The following is a 16267-nucleotide window of genomic DNA, read 5'->3' on the forward strand; positions in this document are numbered from 1 at the left end:
GGGACCGTGCGATCGTCCGTCGTCGACCCGTGCGCTGCCGCGCGACGTGCGGCCGTCTGGTCACCGGTGGGTGCGCTGTTCGGGGATCGCCTGGTCGCGGGGTATCCGCAACTCGACCTCGGTCCCCTCGCCCCGGGTGGAACTGATCCGGACCGTGCCGCCGAGGTCGGCGACCCGACCCTCGATCGACTGGACCACGCCGAGCCGCCCCTGACCGGCCGCCTCGGCGAGCCGCCCCGGCGGGATCCCCGGCCCGTCGTCCCGGACCGAGACGCTGACCGCGTCCGGGTCGTCCTCGACCAGCACCCAGCCCTGCCCACCACCGTGCCGGGCCACGTTGTCCAGCGCCGCGCCCACCGCCGCCGCGAGCTCGGCGGCAACTCCGGCGGGCAGCGACACCGGCGTCGCCGGTGCGGCGATCGAGACGGTGGCCGAGGCGTACCGGCCGAGCAGCGAGCGCAGGTCGACCTCCTGCTGGTCCAGCCCGCTCGGTGCCCGGCTCGCGATCAGCGACCGCAGCGCCGCCTCCTGCTCACCGGCGAGTCGGGCCAGCTCACCGGCCTCGCCGTCGAGGTGTGCACCCCGGCGCTGCACCAGGGCCAGCACCTGGAGGACCGAGTCGTGGATGCCCCTGGCCAGCCGCTCCCGCTCCCGGGTCGCCGCCTCCAACTCGACGGCCCGCTGCAACCGCTCCTCGGCGATCACCGCGAGCCGGACGACGTGCCCGACGGCGATCCCGGCGAGCAGCATCAGCGCGGCGCCGGTCAGCGACGCCTGGGCGAACCGCTGCCGGGCCACCAGGTCGGTACCGCCGATCACCAGGGCCGCCACCACGCCGCGCCGCCGCCCGCCGGAGACCGCCCAGGCGAGTACCGGGCCGGCCAGCCAGGCGACGCTGGGTGGTGGTACCCCGTCGTTCATGACGTCCCGGCCGACCACCCGGGGAGCGGCGACCACCACCGCCAGCACCACGGCCAGGTCGGCCAGGAGCAGGGGCCAGCGCCGCCAGACCGGATCGGCGTACGCGTAGCCGCTGAACACCGTCCAGCCGGTCATCGCCAGCAGCAGAATCGCACCCGACACCGGATGCGTGTAGTCGTTCAGGTTGCGTACCGCCAGCACCGCGACGTACGCCAGGGCGGCGAACCGGTAGACGGCGATGGACCGCCACAGCGGCGCCTGGTGGCTGCCCGGCGGGTCACGGCGACGGCCGCCCGGCGCGTCGCTCGACGAGTCCGGCACGGGTCCGACCATCGCACAGCTTCGCTAGGCGGGACGACCCCCTACGCCGGGCCGGGCCCACCCGGCGCCCGGGTGCGCGGCTACATACCCTGACGTAGGGTGGGAAAGCCACGAAAGGACTCGACGACCAGCGGCGGGACGGCCATGAGCGACATAGATCCCCTCGGGCCAACCGCTGTCGCGCCCGACGGGACACCCCCGCTGCTCGCCGAGACCTTCGACAGCGACCGGGTCACTGAGATCCGGCACACCGTGGCCGCGTGCGCCGAGACGGCCGGTCTCCGTGACGCGCGGCTGGACGACTTCGTACTGGCCGTCAACGAGCTGATGACCAACGCCGTACGGCACGGCGGCGGGCGGGGCTGGCTGCGGCTGTGGCGTACCGGAGGGGTCCTCTACTGCCTCGTCTCCGACACCGGCGCCGGAATCGGGGCCGACCGGCTCGGCGACCGGCGACGCCCCGTCCCGGAGATCGCCGGCGGCTGGGGGCTCTGGCTGGCCCGGCAGCTCAGCGACGACATGCTGGTGCACAGCGGCCCAACGGGCACCACCGTGCGGATCAGCGCCAACCTGAACGCCACCGGCCCCGCGCAGCCGACGGGGTGACTCCGGCTCCCACGCCCGCGGCGACGGCTTCCGCCCGCGATGACCCCGGCCCGCGCGCCGGGTGACGGCGGCCCCCCGCCCGGATGACTCCGGCTCCCGTGCCGGGCAACGGCGGCACCCGCCCGGGGTTACTCCGCCGCGCGCCGGGTGACGGCGGCGCCGACGCCCGGTACGGTGCTGCGAATGGCCGGTCAGTTCGTCGCCGCGATCGATCAGGGCACCACCTCGTCCCGCTGCATCGTCTTCGACGCCGAGGGCGGCATCGTGTCGATGGCCCAGCGGGAGCACCGGCAGATCTTTCCCCGACCGGGCTGGGTCGAGCACGACGCCGAGGAGATCTGGGCCGCCGTCGCGCAGGTGGTGCCGGAGGCGCTGGCCGAGGCGGGAGTCGGCGCCGACCGGCTCGCCGCGATCGGTATCACCAACCAGCGGGAGACCACGGTGGTGTGGGACCGGGCCACCGGCCGGCCGGTGCACCACGCCATCGTCTGGCAGGACACCCGTACCGCGCCGCTGCTGCGCCGGCTCGACACCGAATACGGCGAGCAGCGCTTCCGGGAGCGCACCGGGTTGCCGCTGGCCACCTACTTCTCCGGGCCGAAGCTGCGCTGGCTGCTCGACAACGTCGACGGCCTGCACGACCGGGCTGGCCGGGGCGAGGTGCTCTTCGGCACCATGGACAGTTGGCTGATCTGGAAGCTGACCGGGCGGCATGTCACCGACGTGACCAACGCCAGCCGGACGCTGCTGATGGACCTGCGGACCCTCGACTGGGATCCGGAGATCCTCGACGTGCTGGGCATCCCGGCCGGGATGCTGCCGGAGATCCGCTCGTCGGCGGAGGTCTTCGGCACCGCGGACGGCCTGTCCGGGGGTGGGAGTGGGGGCGCCGGGCCGCTGGCCGGGGTGCCGGTGGCCAGCGCGCTCGGCGACCAGCAGGCGGCACTGTTCGGGCAGACCTGCTTCCGTCCCGGCGAGGCCAAGTGCACGTACGGCACCGGCAGCTTCCTGCTGCTCAACACCGGCGAGAGCCCGGTGACCTCCCGGCACGGGCTGCTCAGCACGGTCGGTTACCGGATCGGGAACCAGCCGGCGACGTACGCCCTGGAGGGGGCGATCGCGGTCACCGGGTCACTGGTGCAGTGGCTGCGGGACAACCTCGGGCTGATCGCCAGCGCATCGGAGATCGAGCAACTGGCCCGGACCGTCGAGGACAATGGCGGCTGCTACGTCGTACCGGCCTTCTCCGGGCTGTTCGCCCCGCACTGGCGCAGCGACGCCCGGGGCGTCATCGCCGGCCTGACCGGTTACGTCACCAAGGGTCACCTGGCCCGGGCCGTGCTGGAGGCGAGCGCCTGGCAGACCCGCGAGGTGGTCGACGCGATGAACGCCGACTCGGACGTGGCGCTGCGCCGGCTCCGGGTGGACGGCGGGATGACCGCCAACAACCTGCTGATGCAGTTCCTCGCCGACGTGCTCGACGTACCGGTGGTGCGCCCGAAGGTCAGTGAGACCACCTGCCTCGGCGCCGCGTACGCCGCCGGCCTGGCGGTCGGCTTCTGGCCGGACCTGGAGACGCTGCGCGCGCAGTGGCGCCAGGACGCCGACTGGGCGCCGGCGATGGACCCGGCGCACCGGGACCGCGAGCTGCGCAACTGGCACAAGGCGGTGGCCCGCACCCTGGACTGGGTCGAGGACGAGTGACGGAATCGGGCGGAGGACGAGTGACAGCACGGGTGACGGCCCCAGGGACCTCGGACGAGATCCACACGATCGCCGAGGCGCTGGGCAGCAGGGTGCTGGCCACCCGGCGGCTGGCCGGCGGGTTCTCCCACGAGACCTGTCTGGTCACCCTGGCCGACGGCCAGGTCGTCGTCCGGCTCGGCGGCCCGGACCCGGCGATCGAGGCCGCGGTGATGGCGACGGCCCGCCGGCACGTCCCGGTCCCGGAGGTGCTGCTCGTGCTACCGGCCGCTGCCGGGGAGCCGGCCGCGCGCCCCGCGATGGTGATCGAGTACGTCTCCGGCACCCCACTGGAGCAGGTGCTCGCCGCCGACGGGCCGGCCGGGCCACCGCTGTCCGACCTCGGCGCCGAGGTGGGCCGGGTGGTCGCCGGCATCGGCACGGTGGCGTACGACCGCCCGGGCTTCTTCATTGACGAGCAGCTCACCGTACGCGGGGAACGCCCGTGGTCGACGCAGTTGCCCGAGGTCGCGGCGAGCTGCCTGGCCGGGGTACCCGAGGGGCGGCTCGACCCGGCGATCCGGGACGGCTGGCGGGAACTCTGCGCCGTCCACGCCCCGGCGCTGAGCGCGGTGGACGGGCACGCCCGGCTGGTGCACGCCGACGTCAACCCGAAGAACATCCTGGTCAGCAGCGACGGTGGGCGGTGGCAGGTGGCTGCCGTACTGGACTGGGAGTTCGGCTACGCCGGCTGCCCGTACGCCGACGCCGCCAACATGCTGCGGTTCGGCGCCGACTATCCAGCCGAGTTCGTGGACGGCTTCCGGTCAGGTTTCGCCGGTCACCAGCCGGCCGACCTCCCGCTCGCCGCCGACTGGGCGTACCTGGGTCGGGTGCTGGACATGTTCGCGCTCAGCGACCTGGTGACCCGGCCGGCCGGAAATCCCGTAGCCGACCAGGCGGCAGAGGTGATCCGCCACTGGGTCGCGGACGGGGTACCGGCCTGACGCGGGATCTCAGAGCAGCACGCCGCCCTCGACGGTCGGACGAACAGGCCAGGTCGGCAGTCTCCGGCGGCGTCAGCGGCCGAGCTGCCGAGCGTCCAGCGCTGCCACCCTGCGTGGCCCGGCCGTACCCCGGTAGCTGGCGTCGAATAGCTCGCCGATCTCGTCCCAGTCGGTGTCGTCGGTCAGGTCCACCCCGATCCACCCGTACGCGCCCAGGTACATGGGCAGATAGCAGTGCTCCTCGGCCAGCAGCGCCTCGCGTTCGTCGGGGTCGACCAGGACGATCACCGATTGCTCGTGCTGCCGGTAACTGCCGTCGATCTTCACCGAGCCGCCGTAGTAGGCGAAGACCTTGGTGGTAAAGAAGGTGGGCCGACCGTGGGAGATCTTCTCGGCCGCGTCCGGGAACGTCAGCGCGAGCGCCCGCACGCGTTGTAGGAGCGGGTCCGCCTCATCGAACATGATCGGGTGTCCCATGTCGGAAGCTAAGCACATGGCGACGGCTGGGACTGCCTTCCCACCAGACCCGTCATCCTGCCAGGTGTCGCCGCCTGGCGGCTCTGTCCACCTGGCAATCGCACCCGCGCGGGCGGCCGTGGACCCGGGAACCGACGTCGTAGCCATCGGGGCAATTTTTGCTGGAATCGAGTTTTTGCTCGCACAGCAAACTTTGAATTGTGGCAAACTTCTAGCCGTGCCGGGAGGGAAACGCGAGTTGCTCGACCAAGCGCGGTCGCGCCTGGTCGAGCTACTGCCCGCCCGCTTCCAGCTCACCGAGCAGCGACTCGACGCCGACCGGGGTGCCGACGCGTTCTGGCAGGTCAGGGATACAGGTGGCGACTCCGCACAGCTCGTCGTCCTGGCCCGGCGATCTCTCAGGCCACGCGAGGCGGAGCGGATCGTGGTGCCCCGGACGGCTACGGGGACACTCGGCGAGCCGACGCTGCTGGTGGTCACCTCGTGGTTCAGCCCTCGCGCCCGAGAGGTGCTGGAGGCACGTGGCTTCTCCTACCTCGACCTGGCTGGCAACGCCCTGCTGGCCGTCGACCGTCCAGCGATCTTCATCAGAATGCGAGGTGCAGACCGGAGCCCCAACCCGCCTTCGCGCCCGCCGGCTCGGCTGCGGGGCACCAAGGCGCGACGGCTGGTGCGCCTCCTCGTGGAGGTCCGCCCTCCCTACCGGATCACCGACCTGACCCAGATGAGTGGGATGAATGCCGGCTACATCTCGCAACTGCTGGCCGCGCTCGACGACCAGGCACTCGTCGAGCGTGGCCGGCGGGGAACCGTCGAGGACGTCGACTGGCCCGCCCTGCTCAATGCGGCGAGCGACGACTACCGGCTGACCCGCGCCAACTCGGCCAGCACGTACGTGGCGCCCGAGGGCGCGACAGACCTCTACCGGCGCCTGGCCGAAGAACAAGGGGCAGACACAGTGGTCACTGGATCCTTCGCGGCCAGCGCCATCGCGCCGATCGCCGCCCCCGCCCAGCTCGTGCTCTACACCGACGAGCCGGGCCGGATCCGCGACCTCGGCCGGCTGCTTCCTGCGGAACGAGGCGCCGACGTCATGTTGCTGCGCCCCGAGGATCCGACCCAGATGGCTTGGCCCCGGAAGGTGGACGGCGTCCCCCACGTACGGCTGAGCCAACTCGTACTCGACCTGCTCGGCGGTGGGGGGCGACTGCCGGAGGAGGCTGGGCCGGTGATCGACTGGATGCGCGCCGACGAAGACCGCTGGCGACGGGGCACGCTGCGCGAGCAACTGAAGTAGAGTCGCGACGCATGACTACCCACAGTAGATCAGTGATCTACGTAGCGGCGCGTCGTGTCCTCTTGGACGCGCTCGACGCCCTGGCGGAGCATCGCAAGGCGGTGATCCTGGCCGGAGCCCAGGCGATCTACGTCCGCACCGGCGGCGCCGACCTCGACGCCAGCATCACACCCTTTACCACCGACGCAGACCTGGCGATCGACCCACGTACGCTGGGACCGGATCCCCGCATCGACGAGGCGATGAGCGGTGCCGGTTTCCGACTCGGTGTCGAGCCCGGCATCTGGACCACCTCGACTGTCATCGCGGGTAGGCAAATCGAGGTCCCAGTCGACCTGCTCGTCCCCGAGGCGCTGGCCGGGACCGGGCGACGCTCCGCACGACTTCCGCCACATGGCAAGAACGCGGCCCGGCGTACCCCTGGTTTGGAAGCGGCGCTGGCCGACCAGAGCGACGTCCTGATCTCCAGCCTCGAACCGGAAGCCGACGGCCGGTCGCTCCTGGTCCCCGTCGCCGGGACGGCGGCGCTGTTCGTGGCGAAGGCGCACAAGGTTTGGGAACGGTTCGCCGACACTGACAGAGGGCAGGCGGGCCGGCTGAAACCCAAGGATGCCAGCGACGTCGTCCGGCTCATGCGAGCCGAGTCGCCCGAACAGGTGGGTCGCCGCCTCCGGGAGATCGCCGACGACGAGACCGCCGGACCGAGCGTCCGCTCCGGCGTGGAACACCTACGGGAACTGTTCGGCCGGCGGCGATCCGACGGCGTCGACCTCGCGGTGCGGGCGCTCGACGGCGCGATGCCCGAAGCCTCCGTCCGCGCGCTGAGCACCGCGTTCGTCGCCGCACTCGGCGAGGCGTACGACGCCGCGTGATCAGCGGGCCCGTCCGAGGGTGAACCAGCGTGATCGCCCCGCAGCACGGGCAATGCCCAGCTCCGAGCAGAGGAACGCGCTGAGCCGCCGCTCGGCGGTCCCGCAGGAGTCGAGCCGATCCGCCGCTCGGCCGCCGGTCTCCACGCTTCGTCGCTGACAGTTCGCCGGCAGGTCATGATGCCGTGACCTGGACGGCGGGGACCTGCACGACGGTGAGCGCATGCGGATCGCGATCGTCACGGAGTCCTTTCCGCCGGATGTCAACGGGGTGGCGAACTCGGTCGTACGGGTCGCCGAGCACCTGGTACGGCGTGGTCACCGGCCGCTGGTGATCGCCCCGCAGCCGGCGGCCGGCGCCCGGGACGGTACCGGCGCGCTGCCCTACCCGGTGGTACGGCTGCCGTCGGTGCCCATGCCCGGCTACCCCCAGTTCCGGCTCGGCCTGCCCGGGCGGGATCTGGCGGCGGCGTTGCGCGCCCACGACACCGAGGTGGTGCACCTGGCCAGCCCGTTCGTGCTCGGCGCCCGGGGCGTCGCGGTGGCCCGGGCGATGGGACTGCCCTCGGTGGCCGTCTACCAGACCGACATCGCCGCCTACGCGCGGGCGTATCGGGTATCGCTGACCGAGGCGGCGGCGTGGCGCTGGCTGCGCCGGGTACACAACTCGGCGAACCGCACCCTGGCCCCGTCCAGCGCCACCGCGAGCGCCCTGGACGAGCACGGCATCCAGCGGATCTGGCTGTGGCAGCGCGGCGTGGACAGCGAGCGGTTCCGGCCGGAGCACCGCAGCGCCGCGCTGCGCCGCGCCCTCGCCCCCGGCGGTGAGGTGCTGGTCGGCTACGTGGGCCGGCTGGCGGTGGAGAAGCGGGTAGACCTGCTGGCCGGGGCGAGCACGCTGCCCGGGGTCCGGGTGGTGGTGGTCGGCGACGGTCCGGCCGGGCCGGCGCTGCGCCGGGCGCTGCCGCACGCGCTCTTCGTCGGCCCCCGGCACGGCCGGCAGTTGGCCCGGATCTACGCCAGCCTCGACGTCTTCGCGCACACCGGGCCGTACGAGACGTTCGGCCAGGCGGTGCAGGAGGCGATGGCCAGCGGGCTGCCCGTGGTGGCTCCGGCCGCCGGTGGGCCGCTGGACCTGGTGCGGGACGGCCGGACCGGTCACCTCGTCACACCGGACGACCCCGACGCGTTCACCACCGCGATCGCCGGGCTGGTCGCCGACCCGGACCGCCGGGCGGAGTACGGCCGCGCCGGGCGGGCCGCGGTGCGTGGGCGTACCTGGGCGGCGATCGGGGACGAGCTGATCGGGCACTACGCGGCGGTACTCGCCGAGGCGCCGGCGGTCGGCAGTCCCCGGCCGGGCCGGCTGTTCTGGCCACGGCAGGCGGCCGCGTGACCGGGGCTCCTCGGAGGGAAACCGGTACCGTCCCAGCAGAGCGGCAAGCGGATCAATCTCTTCGGTGCGGAACTTCAGGCCGCCGACGGACAGAGCAGGGAGACGGCGTGCGGATCGTACGGCTGGCCAACTTCATCACCGAGAGTTCCGGCGGGCTGCGTACCGCGCTGCGCCAGCTCGGCGCCGGGTACGCCGCCGCCGGGCACGAGCCGGTGCTGGTGATGCCCGGTCGGCGCGACACCGACGAGCAGACCGAGCAGGGTCGGGTGATCACCCTGGCCAGTCCGTCCGTACCGGGGATGGGCGGTTACCGGGTGGTCGTCGACCGGTTCCGGCTCGCCCGGTTGCTGCGCGAACTGCGCCCGGACCGGCTGGAGATCTCCGACCGGACCACGTTGCGCTGGACCGGGGCCTGGGCCCGCCGGCACGGCGTACGCAGCATGATGGTGTCGCACGAGAGCCTCGACGGGCTGCTCCGGCTGCTCCCCGGTGGTCAGCTCCGCCGGGTGGCCGACCGGCTCAACCTGCGTACCGTCGCCGGTCACGACCAGATCGTCTGCACCACCTCGTGGGCGGCGGCGGAGTTCCGGCGGATCGGCGCCGGCAACCTCTGTCAGGTACCGCTCGGCGTCGACCTCGACCACTTCCGGCCGGACCGGTACGACCCCCGGCTGCGCGCCGTCTACGCCGAATCCGACGAGCTGCTCCTGCTGCACTGCGGTCGGCTGTCGCCGGAGAAGCGCCCCGAGCGGTCCCTCGCGGCGCTGGCCGAACTGCGGGCCCGGGGCGTGCCCGCGGTGCTGGTGGTGGTCGGCGACGGGCCGCGCCGGGAGCGGCTGCGGGCCACCGCCGCCCGGGACGACCTGCCGGTCCGGTTCCTGCGCTACGTCGCCGACCGGGACCTGCTGGCCCGGCTGCTCGCCACCGCCGACATGGTGCTGGCGCCGGGGCCGGTGGAGACGTTCGGGCTGGCCGCTCTGGAGGCACTGGCCAGCGGTACCCCGGTGGTGGCGAGCGCGGAGAGCGCGCTGCCGGAGGTGCTCGGCCCGGCCGGGCTGGCCGCGCCCGGCGAGGGACCGGGATACGCCGACGCCGTGCTGGAGCTGGCCGTCCGTCCGGGCCCGGAACGCCGGGCGGCGGCCCGCCGCCAGGCCGAGCGTTTTCCGTGGTCGGCGGCGGTGGCGGGCTTCCTGGCCGCACACGACCTACCGGTACGCGCCCAGCCCTCGGAGGTGCCGGCTACCAGCGGCGGCCGGTGAGCCGTTCGTACACCTCGACGTAGCGGGCCCGGGCCGCCTCGACGACCTCCGGCGGCATCTCCGGGGCCGGCCCGGTCTTGTCCCAGCCGGTGCCGACCGCCCAGTCCCTGACGAACTGCTTGCTCAGCGAGAGCTGCTCGCGGCCGGGCTGGTAGGAGTCGGCCGGCCAGAACCGGGACGAGTCGGAGGTCAGCACCTCGTCACCGAGCACCATCGTGCCGTCCGGCGCCCAGCCGAGTTCGAGTTTGGTGTCGGCGACCAGGATGCCCCGGTCGGCGGCGAGTTCGGCACCGCGCCGGTAGACGGCCAGGGTGATCTCGCGGAGCCGCTCGGCGGTCTCGGGGCCGACCTTGGCCACCACATCGGAGAAGGTGATCGCCTCGTCGTGTTCGCCCTGCGGCGCCTTGGTGGTCGGGGTGAAGATCGGCTCGGGCAGGATCGACGCCTCCACCAGCCCGGGCGGCAGCGGTACGCCGCAGACGGCACCGGTCCGGTCGTATTCCTTGATGCCGGAACCGGTCAGGTAGCCGCGCGCGATGCACTCGACCGGGATCATCTCCAGCCGGCGGACCCGGATCGCCCGCCCGGCCCACTCGGTCGGTACGTCGGTGGCCGAGACGACGTGGTGCGGCACCAGGTCGGCGAGCTGCTCGAACCACCAGAGCGAGAGCGCGGTGAGCAGTTTGCCCTTGTCCGGGATCGGGGTCGGCAGCGCCACGTCGTAGACCGAGACGCGGTCGGAGGCGACCAGGATCAGGTCGTCGTCGCCGTCGGCGTAGACGTCCCTGACCTTGCCTGAGTGCAGCAGTTCCACGTGCCCAAGTACATCACGGTCGCCGGGCCGGGCCCGGTGCGGCCCGAGGCGGCCGGGTCGCCGGCCCGACCCCGACACCCGGGCTGTTCCGGGCAGCGGTTGGGACGATCTTGCCCGTACGGGCGTTGACACCCGCCGAGGTCGGCTGTGTAAATGGTCCGGTTGCCGTCACAGCTGACCCGGTGTCGTCAGGAGTTGTCGTGCCTCTTCCCCTCCCCTCCCCCGTGGCCGGAAGAACCCCCGTGGCAAGCAGACCCTCCGCCGGCCGGTTCGGCCGGCGACTGGGTGCCGCGCTGCTCGTCGTCGTCACCGCGCTCTCCTCCGGTTGCACCGCCGAGGATGCCGCGCCGAAGAACGAGAAGGTCGAACTCTCCGTCTTCTGGTGGGGCGGCGACCGGCGGGCCGAGCTGACCAAGCAGGCGCTGGAGGTCTACACCCAGCGCTATCCGGACGTCACCTTCAAATTCACCTACCAGGGCAACGCCGGCTACTTCGACCGGCTCTCCACCGAGGCCGCCGCCGGCAACGCCCCGGACATCTTCCAGATCGACGACAACTACCTCACCGAGTACGCCCAGCGGGAGATCCTGCTCGACCTGACCGAGTACGTCCGGGCCGACGTACTGGACCTGCGGAAGCTGCCCACCGGCCTCGCCCAGTCCAGCCAGGTGACCGGCCGTACGGTCGCCGCCGCCGCAGCGGAGAACACCCCCGGCCTGATCTACAACAAGAGTCTGCTGGACCGGCTCGACCTGCCCGAGCCGGAGATCGGGATGTCCTACCAGGACTATCTGGAGTGGGCCGAGCGGATCACCGAACGCAGCGACGGCAAGACCTTCGGCACCATGGACCCGTCCGCCGACTACAAGGCCCTCTGGCTCTGGCTGCGCTCCCAGGACAAGGAGCTCTACCGGGGCCGGCAGGTGGGCTTCACCGAGAGCGACCTGACCCGCTGGTTCGAGTTGTGGGCGGAGGCCCGGGAACGCGGCGCGGCTCCCCCGGCGTCGGTGATCCAGCCGGCGAACAGCGGTGACGTGACCAAGCAACTGGTGACCAGCGGCAAGGCGGCCACCTCGTTCGTCTGGTCCAACCAGCTCTCCGAGTTGCAGAAGCTCACCAAGGACAAGCTCAGGGTGGTCAGCTATCCCGGTAACCCGGCCGCGCAGTGGGCCCGGGCCTCGCTCTACTGGGCCGCCTTCCGGGGTACCCGCCATCCGGACACCGTCGTGCACGTCATCGACTTCCTGGTCAACGACGCCAAGGCCGGCGAGATCCTCGGCACCGAGCGGGGCCTCAGCGCCAACCTGGACGTACGGCGGTCCGTGGAGGCGTCGCTGACCGACGAGAGCATGAAGCAGTCGGTTGCCTTCGAGACCACCATGACGGAGAGGTTCGGACCGGCTCCGGTGCCGCCGCCGAAGGGGCACGCCACGATCAAGCAACTGCTGATCCAGGCGGCCGAGAACGTCCAGTTCGGCAAAGCTTCCCCACGTTCGGCCGCCGCGTCCTTCATCAGCCAGGCGAACGCCGCGCTGACCAGTTGAGCCGCCGGCACTTTCCTGCCGATCGAGCAGGCCGGCGGCCGAACGCCGCGCTGACCGGTTGAGCCGTTGGGAAGGGACCCGTCCGCCGTTCTCCCCGCGGCGGAGGGGTCCCTTCCGGACACCCCGAGGACCTGCCGGGTCGGGGTCACCCAGGGCTGGTCAGCCCTTCCCACCCGACCTGCGGTTCCGCATGACGAAGACGAGGACGGCGACGATCACGCCGACCACGATCAGGCAGCAGATCAGCCCCCAGAGCCCGAAGGCGCCCCGGGTCCGGCGCCGGGCCGCCTCCACCACCATCTCGCCGGGTCCGCTCGACGCCCAGGCGACGGCCGGTACGAACACTGTCAACGCCGCCGTACCGAGCACTGCGGTCAGGCGGACCCACCAGTTCCGGAAAATCTCCATGGCTACATCCTCGGGGCTACTCGCAAGTCCCGCCGGCAACGCGGCCGATCACGCCGGACCGGAACCTCGGACGGCACCGGCGCAGCGAGCCGGATCGATGCCGTGGAGTGGCCGTGCAGTGACTGTGTGCCGAATCACGGGATGACCCAACTGATCACCCGGCTGGAGCGGGACGGGCTGGCCGAGCGGCGCAGCGACCCGGCCGACCGCCGGGTGGTGGTGGTCGCGATCACCGCGACCGGGCGGGACCTCGTACGCCGCCGTCGGCAGGCCCGCGCCGAGAAGCTCTCCGCGCTGCTCGCCGACGTCTCGGCCGAGGAGCGGGCCGCCATCAGCGCCGACGGCCGTACATGACGAGCGCGACGAGCAGGCAGCCGAACGCCGTGGAGCTGAGTACGACGCGGACCAGGTTCCACGCCCGCCACCTCGCCTCGCCGAAGTCCCGGCGTACCCGGGCGAGGTCGGTGATCCGGTCCGGGTCGCCGGCCGCCTTGATGGCGTCGTTCAGCGGTACGTTCACCGCCAGGGTGATCACGACCACCACCAGGTAGAGCCCGAACGCGACGACGATCCACGGCAACCCGCCGCGCCCGTCCGCCCGCAGGTGCAGGGCGGCGGAGACACCGGTCAGGACCAGCGCCCCGAGGAAGCACGACATGAACCACGGGTTGATGATCGCCCGATCGATGGCCTGGAACGCGGCCACGAACGTACGGTCGTCGGTGCGGCCCAGGCCGGGCATGATCGTGTGTGCGTAGAGGATGATCACGCCGGCCACCAGCCCGGTGGTCATCGCGGCGGCGCCCAGAACAACTCCGGTCAACACGTGCCCGCCTCCCGTTCGTCCCGCCGGCAGATCCGGCAGTGGCATCATCTTGAACTCCTCCAGCCGACCAGACGTGCCGGGAGAGCAGAACACGCGCCCCTTTCAGGTCACGGTCATCACCCGGCCACCCGTCCGCCGGCCGACTCGACCGCTCGGCAAGGGCGTCCGACCAGGGCGGGAGCAGACGCGGAGCGGCCCTCCAGTCGGCAAAGGCGTCCGGCCAGGCCGGGGAACAGACGCGGAGCGGCCCTCCAGATGATCTGGAGGGCCGGGGAAGACGCAGGATCCGAGCGGTGCAGGATCAGGTCACGGAGTTGCCGGGACGGGCTCCGCCTCGACGGCCGCGGCGACATGGCGGCGCAGGGACGGCAACATGACCGTCGGGTGGGCGATGCTCCAGGCCGCGCCCGCGCAGACGAACTCCTTGATCCGGGCGGCCGGGCGGCCCGTGATGGCGGATGACCTGGCCTGGTCGTCGAAGGTGACGAACTGGATGATGCCGTCGTGGCGACCGAGACTGACGCATTGCAGGAAGTAGCCGAGCGGGAACCTGGGAACGGTGCGACCGGTCAGGCGCCCGGCGATGGCGTCGGCGGCCTGCCAGGCCATCGGGATCCCCGAGGCGCAGGACATCCGCAGTGGTTTGCCGCCCGCTCCCTGAGCGATCCCGGCGTCGCCGACGGCGTACACATCGGGATGCGAGACCGAGCGCATGGTGTTGTCGACGACGATCTGCCCGGTGTCGGCGACCTCCAGGGTGGTGGCGGCGGCGATCGGGTGCGTGGCGAAGCCCGCCGTCCAGACGGTCACCTGGGCCGGGATCCGCCCGGCGTCGCCGGTGAACACGCCGGTCTCGTCGACGCGGGTGATGTCGGTGTGCTCGTACCCGGTGATGCCGAGCCGGTCGAAGACGCCGCGCAGGTGCCGCCGGGCCTTGTCGCTCAGCCAGTCGCCGATGCCACCGCGGGCGGCGATCGCGACGTCGAGGTCCGGCCTGCTCTCGGCGAGCTCGGTGGCTGCTTCGATGCCGGTGAGCCCGCCACCGACGACCAGTACGGTCGCGCCCCGGGCGAGGTCGTGCAGACGCTCGCGCAACCGCAGCGCCCCCGGCCTGCCCGCGACGTGGAAGGCGTGCTCGGCGACGCCGGGGACACCGTGGTCGGCAACGGTACTGCCGAGGGCGTAGACGAGAGTGTCGTAGCCGATCTCGTCGGCACCGTGCTGGTCGACGAGCTCGACGGTCCTGCGGTCGACATCGACGGCGGTGACCCGCGCCGGTCGTACCGTGACCCCCGTGCCCGCATAGACGTCGCGCAACGCCCGGTGCCGCAGGTCCTGCCCGGCCGCGAGCTGGTGCAACCGGACCCGCTCGACGAAGTCCGGGTCGGCGTTGACCAGGGTGATCTCGGTGTCGTCGGAGTGCAGCCGCCGGGCGAGGCGGCCGGCGGCGTGGGCTCCGGCGTATCCGGCCCCGAGGACGACGATGCGGTGCTTCATGTCCCGACTCCTGTCTGGTGTGGGGTACTCGCTTCCTGAACCGGACGGCGACGCGATCCCTGACAGAAGTCGCTTGTAACCTGGGTCACCAACGAACCATTTCAAACCTCCCCTTGCGCTCCGGCGAGCCGCAAGGTCGGACGGGGTACGTGCCCGCCGCGCGGTTCAGGCTGAAAAAGGGTTCAATCGATGCCGAGTGGCTCACCGCGCTCGGACGCCACCCATTGCCGCGTGATGCGGTCCAGCTTGTCGGGGTTGACCTGGACGTGGATGGCAGCCACGCCGCCGGAGGTCACGTCGAGCGACATGACGCCGACGACCCGGTCGACGGTCACCACCAGCGCCGCAGGGCCGCCGTTGACGACGGCGGCGTACACCGCGAAATCGCCGCCGACCAGGCTCCGGTAGAGGGCCCGCTTGGCGTCGGTCAGCGTGAAGACGCCGCGCAGGAATCGCGCGACAGCGAGGGCGCCGATGATCGGGGTGCCGCGGGCCGGGACCTGGCCGCCGCCGTCGGCGACGTTCACCGCGTCGTCGGTCAGCAGCCTGACCAGCGGCTCGGTATCGCCGCTGCGGGCCGCGGCGAGAAACTCCTCGACGATCTTGCCTGCGGCGGCAGCGTCGATCTCCACGCGCGTCCGGTCGGTGCCGAGGTGTTGCTTGGCGCGCCGGTAGATCTGCTGACAGTTCGTCTCGGTGACATCAAGGATCTGCGCGATCTCGCCGTGCGGATAACCGAATGCCTCGCGCAGCACGTATACCGCGCGCTCGTTGGCCGACAGCCGTTCCATCAGGGTGAGCACCGCGATCGAGACCTGCTCGCGCTGCTCGGCGGTTTCGGCCGGACCGAGCATCCGGTCCCCGGCGAGTACCGGCTCCGGTAGCCACTGCCCCACATAGGTCTCGCGCCTGGACCGCGCCGAGGTGAGCTGGTTGAGGCACAGGTTGGTGAGTACCTTCGTCAGCCACGCCTCGGGCGTTTCGATGTGTTCGCGGTCGGCCGCCTGCCAACGCAGAAACGTGTCCTGAACCGCGTCCTCGGCGTCGGCCGCCGAGCCCAGCAGACGGTAGGCGATCGCCTCCAAGCGGCCCCTGGAGCCCTCGAACAGGTCGACCTCGCGCGAGCTGAGCGTCATCGCCCAACAGTTAAGCACGCCGGCACGGGGCGTCAACGCCGAGCGCGCCTTCTCTGCCGACGACTACCGGACACCCGACGAGGGCGCCTCGACCGTGGATGTGGCGCCAGGTCCGGAGGTTCACCCGCCGACCGTGGGCAGGTGGCGGCGACGGTTTCTGGCACAGCGGCGCGCCGCCCATCCGCGAGCGGCGCGCCCCTGGCCAG

General features: G+C 72.1%; 16 protein-coding genes. 9 read left to right on the forward strand and 7 right to left on the reverse strand.

The window, feature by feature from the left end; all coding sequences use genetic code 11:
- Window positions 1–60: 60 nt before the first annotated feature.
- Window positions 61–1254, reverse strand: a complete 1194-nt coding sequence (gene macS / locus Pma05_RS20645) for a MacS family sensor histidine kinase (RefSeq protein WP_203859094.1) — start codon at window positions 1252–1254, stop codon at window positions 61–63.
- A gap of 132 nt (window positions 1255–1386) precedes the next feature.
- On the opposite strand from macS, the gene Pma05_RS20650 reads away from it, so the two are divergent.
- The 3 genes from Pma05_RS20650 to Pma05_RS20660 all read left to right on the forward strand — a co-directional run bounded on the left by Pma05_RS20650 (window position 1387) and on the right by Pma05_RS20660 (window position 4538).
- Window positions 1387–1848 (forward strand): ATP-binding protein, encoded by a 462-nt coding sequence (locus tag Pma05_RS20650; protein WP_203859219.1) that lies wholly within the window; start codon window positions 1387–1389, stop codon window positions 1846–1848.
- A 183-nt stretch (window positions 1849–2031) separates the two neighbouring features.
- On the forward strand, window positions 2032–3552 hold the full coding sequence (glpK, locus tag Pma05_RS20655; RefSeq protein WP_203859095.1) for a glycerol kinase GlpK: 1521 nt from the start codon (window positions 2032–2034) through the stop codon (window positions 3550–3552).
- A 32-nt stretch (window positions 3553–3584) separates the two neighbouring features.
- Entirely contained in the window at window positions 3585–4538 is a 954-nt protein-coding gene (locus Pma05_RS20660) for a phosphotransferase family protein (protein ID WP_203859096.1), read from the forward strand.
- Window positions 4539–4610: 72 nt separating this feature from the next.
- Here Pma05_RS20660 and Pma05_RS20665 read toward each other — a convergent pair whose 3' ends face one another.
- The gene (locus Pma05_RS20665) at window positions 4611–5000 is read right to left on the reverse strand and encodes an MmcQ/YjbR family DNA-binding protein (RefSeq protein WP_239312749.1); all 390 of its coding nucleotides are present in this window, start codon (window positions 4998–5000) and stop codon (window positions 4611–4613) included.
- A 253-nt stretch (window positions 5001–5253) separates the two neighbouring features.
- On the opposite strand from Pma05_RS20665, the gene Pma05_RS20670 reads away from it, so the two are divergent.
- The 4 genes from Pma05_RS20670 (at window position 5254) to Pma05_RS20685 (ending at window position 9836) form a co-directional block, all read left to right on the forward strand.
- Entirely contained in the window at window positions 5254–6312 is a 1059-nt protein-coding gene (locus tag Pma05_RS20670; RefSeq protein WP_203859098.1) for a hypothetical protein, read from the forward strand.
- 32 nt (window positions 6313–6344) lie between these two features.
- A complete protein-coding gene (locus Pma05_RS20675) occupies window positions 6345–7184 on the forward strand; it encodes a hypothetical protein (RefSeq protein ID WP_203859099.1) in 840 nt (279 codons plus the stop codon).
- Window positions 7185–7404: 220 nt separating this feature from the next.
- Window positions 7405–8577, forward strand: coding sequence for a glycosyltransferase family 4 protein (locus Pma05_RS20680; RefSeq protein WP_203859100.1), 1173 nt, complete (start codon window positions 7405–7407; stop codon window positions 8575–8577).
- A 107-nt stretch (window positions 8578–8684) separates the two neighbouring features.
- Window positions 8685–9836 (forward strand): glycosyltransferase, encoded by a 1152-nt coding sequence (locus Pma05_RS20685; protein ID WP_203859101.1) that lies wholly within the window; start codon window positions 8685–8687, stop codon window positions 9834–9836.
- Here Pma05_RS20685 and Pma05_RS20690 read toward each other — a convergent pair.
- Window positions 9817–10650, reverse strand: a complete 834-nt coding sequence (locus Pma05_RS20690) for a phosphoribosylaminoimidazolesuccinocarboxamide synthase (protein WP_203859102.1) — start codon at window positions 10648–10650, stop codon at window positions 9817–9819. The genes Pma05_RS20685 and Pma05_RS20690 overlap by 20 nt on opposite strands.
- 242 nt (window positions 10651–10892) lie before the next feature.
- Here Pma05_RS20690 and Pma05_RS20695 point away from each other — a divergent pair, with 242 nt between their 5' ends.
- Window positions 10893–12194, forward strand: coding sequence for an ABC transporter substrate-binding protein (locus tag Pma05_RS20695; RefSeq protein ID WP_203859103.1), 1302 nt, complete (start codon window positions 10893–10895; stop codon window positions 12192–12194).
- A gap of 159 nt (window positions 12195–12353) precedes the next feature.
- On the opposite strand, the gene Pma05_RS20700 is transcribed toward Pma05_RS20695, so the two are convergent.
- Window positions 12354–12602, reverse strand: coding sequence for a hypothetical protein (locus Pma05_RS20700; protein WP_203859104.1), 249 nt, complete (start codon window positions 12600–12602; stop codon window positions 12354–12356).
- A gap of 141 nt (window positions 12603–12743) precedes the next feature.
- Here Pma05_RS20700 and Pma05_RS20705 point away from each other — a divergent pair, with 141 nt between their 5' ends.
- On the forward strand, window positions 12744–12956 hold the full coding sequence (locus Pma05_RS20705) for a helix-turn-helix domain-containing protein (RefSeq protein ID WP_203859105.1): 213 nt from the start codon (window positions 12744–12746) through the stop codon (window positions 12954–12956).
- On the opposite strand, the gene Pma05_RS20710 is transcribed toward Pma05_RS20705, so the two are convergent.
- From Pma05_RS20710 to sigJ, 3 genes are all read right to left on the reverse strand, one after another.
- Window positions 12934–13476 (reverse strand): anthrone oxygenase family protein, encoded by a 543-nt coding sequence (locus tag Pma05_RS20710; protein WP_239312751.1) that lies wholly within the window; start codon window positions 13474–13476, stop codon window positions 12934–12936. The two genes, Pma05_RS20705 and Pma05_RS20710, sit on opposite strands and share 23 nt — an antisense overlap.
- Window positions 13477–13734: 258 nt before the next feature.
- Window positions 13735–14925: an NAD(P)/FAD-dependent oxidoreductase gene (locus Pma05_RS20715; protein WP_203859106.1), complete on the reverse strand. Its 1191-nt coding sequence runs from the start codon at window positions 14923–14925 to the stop codon at window positions 13735–13737.
- 182 nt (window positions 14926–15107) lie between these two features.
- Window positions 15108–16061 (reverse strand): RNA polymerase sigma factor SigJ, encoded by a 954-nt coding sequence (gene sigJ / locus Pma05_RS20720; RefSeq protein ID WP_203859107.1) that lies wholly within the window; start codon window positions 16059–16061, stop codon window positions 15108–15110.
- Between the last annotated feature and the right edge of the window lie 206 nt (window positions 16062–16267).

The organism is Plantactinospora mayteni (assembly GCF_016862935.1).
Lineage (GTDB): Bacteria > Actinomycetota > Actinomycetes > Mycobacteriales > Micromonosporaceae > Plantactinospora > Plantactinospora mayteni.

Bases quoted from the DNA above. Each gene is read 5' to 3' on its own strand.
- macS (WP_203859094.1), bottom strand. From the start codon at position 1,254: ATGGTCGGACCCGTGCCGGACTCGTCGAGCGACGCGCCGGGCGGCCGT.
- Pma05_RS20650 (WP_203859219.1), top strand. From the start codon at position 1,387: ATGAGCGACATAGATCCCCTCGGGCCAACCGCTGTCGCGCCCGACGGG.
- glpK (WP_203859095.1), top strand. From the start codon at position 2,032: ATGGCCGGTCAGTTCGTCGCCGCGATCGATCAGGGCACCACCTCGTCC.
- Pma05_RS20665 (WP_239312749.1), bottom strand. From the start codon at position 5,000: ATGTTCGATGAGGCGGACCCGCTCCTACAACGCGTGCGGGCGCTCGCG.
- Pma05_RS20680 (WP_203859100.1), top strand. From the start codon at position 7,405: ATGCGGATCGCGATCGTCACGGAGTCCTTTCCGCCGGATGTCAACGGG.
- Pma05_RS20700 (WP_203859104.1), bottom strand. From the start codon at position 12,602: ATGGAGATTTTCCGGAACTGGTGGGTCCGCCTGACCGCAGTGCTCGGT.
- Pma05_RS20705 (WP_203859105.1), top strand. From the start codon at position 12,744: ATGACCCAACTGATCACCCGGCTGGAGCGGGACGGGCTGGCCGAGCGG.
- Pma05_RS20710 (WP_239312751.1), bottom strand. From the start codon at position 13,476: ATGATGCCACTGCCGGATCTGCCGGCGGGACGAACGGGAGGCGGGCAC.
- Pma05_RS20715 (WP_203859106.1), bottom strand. From the start codon at position 14,925: ATGAAGCACCGCATCGTCGTCCTCGGGGCCGGATACGCCGGAGCCCAC.
- sigJ (WP_203859107.1), bottom strand. From the start codon at position 16,061: ATGACGCTCAGCTCGCGCGAGGTCGACCTGTTCGAGGGCTCCAGGGGC.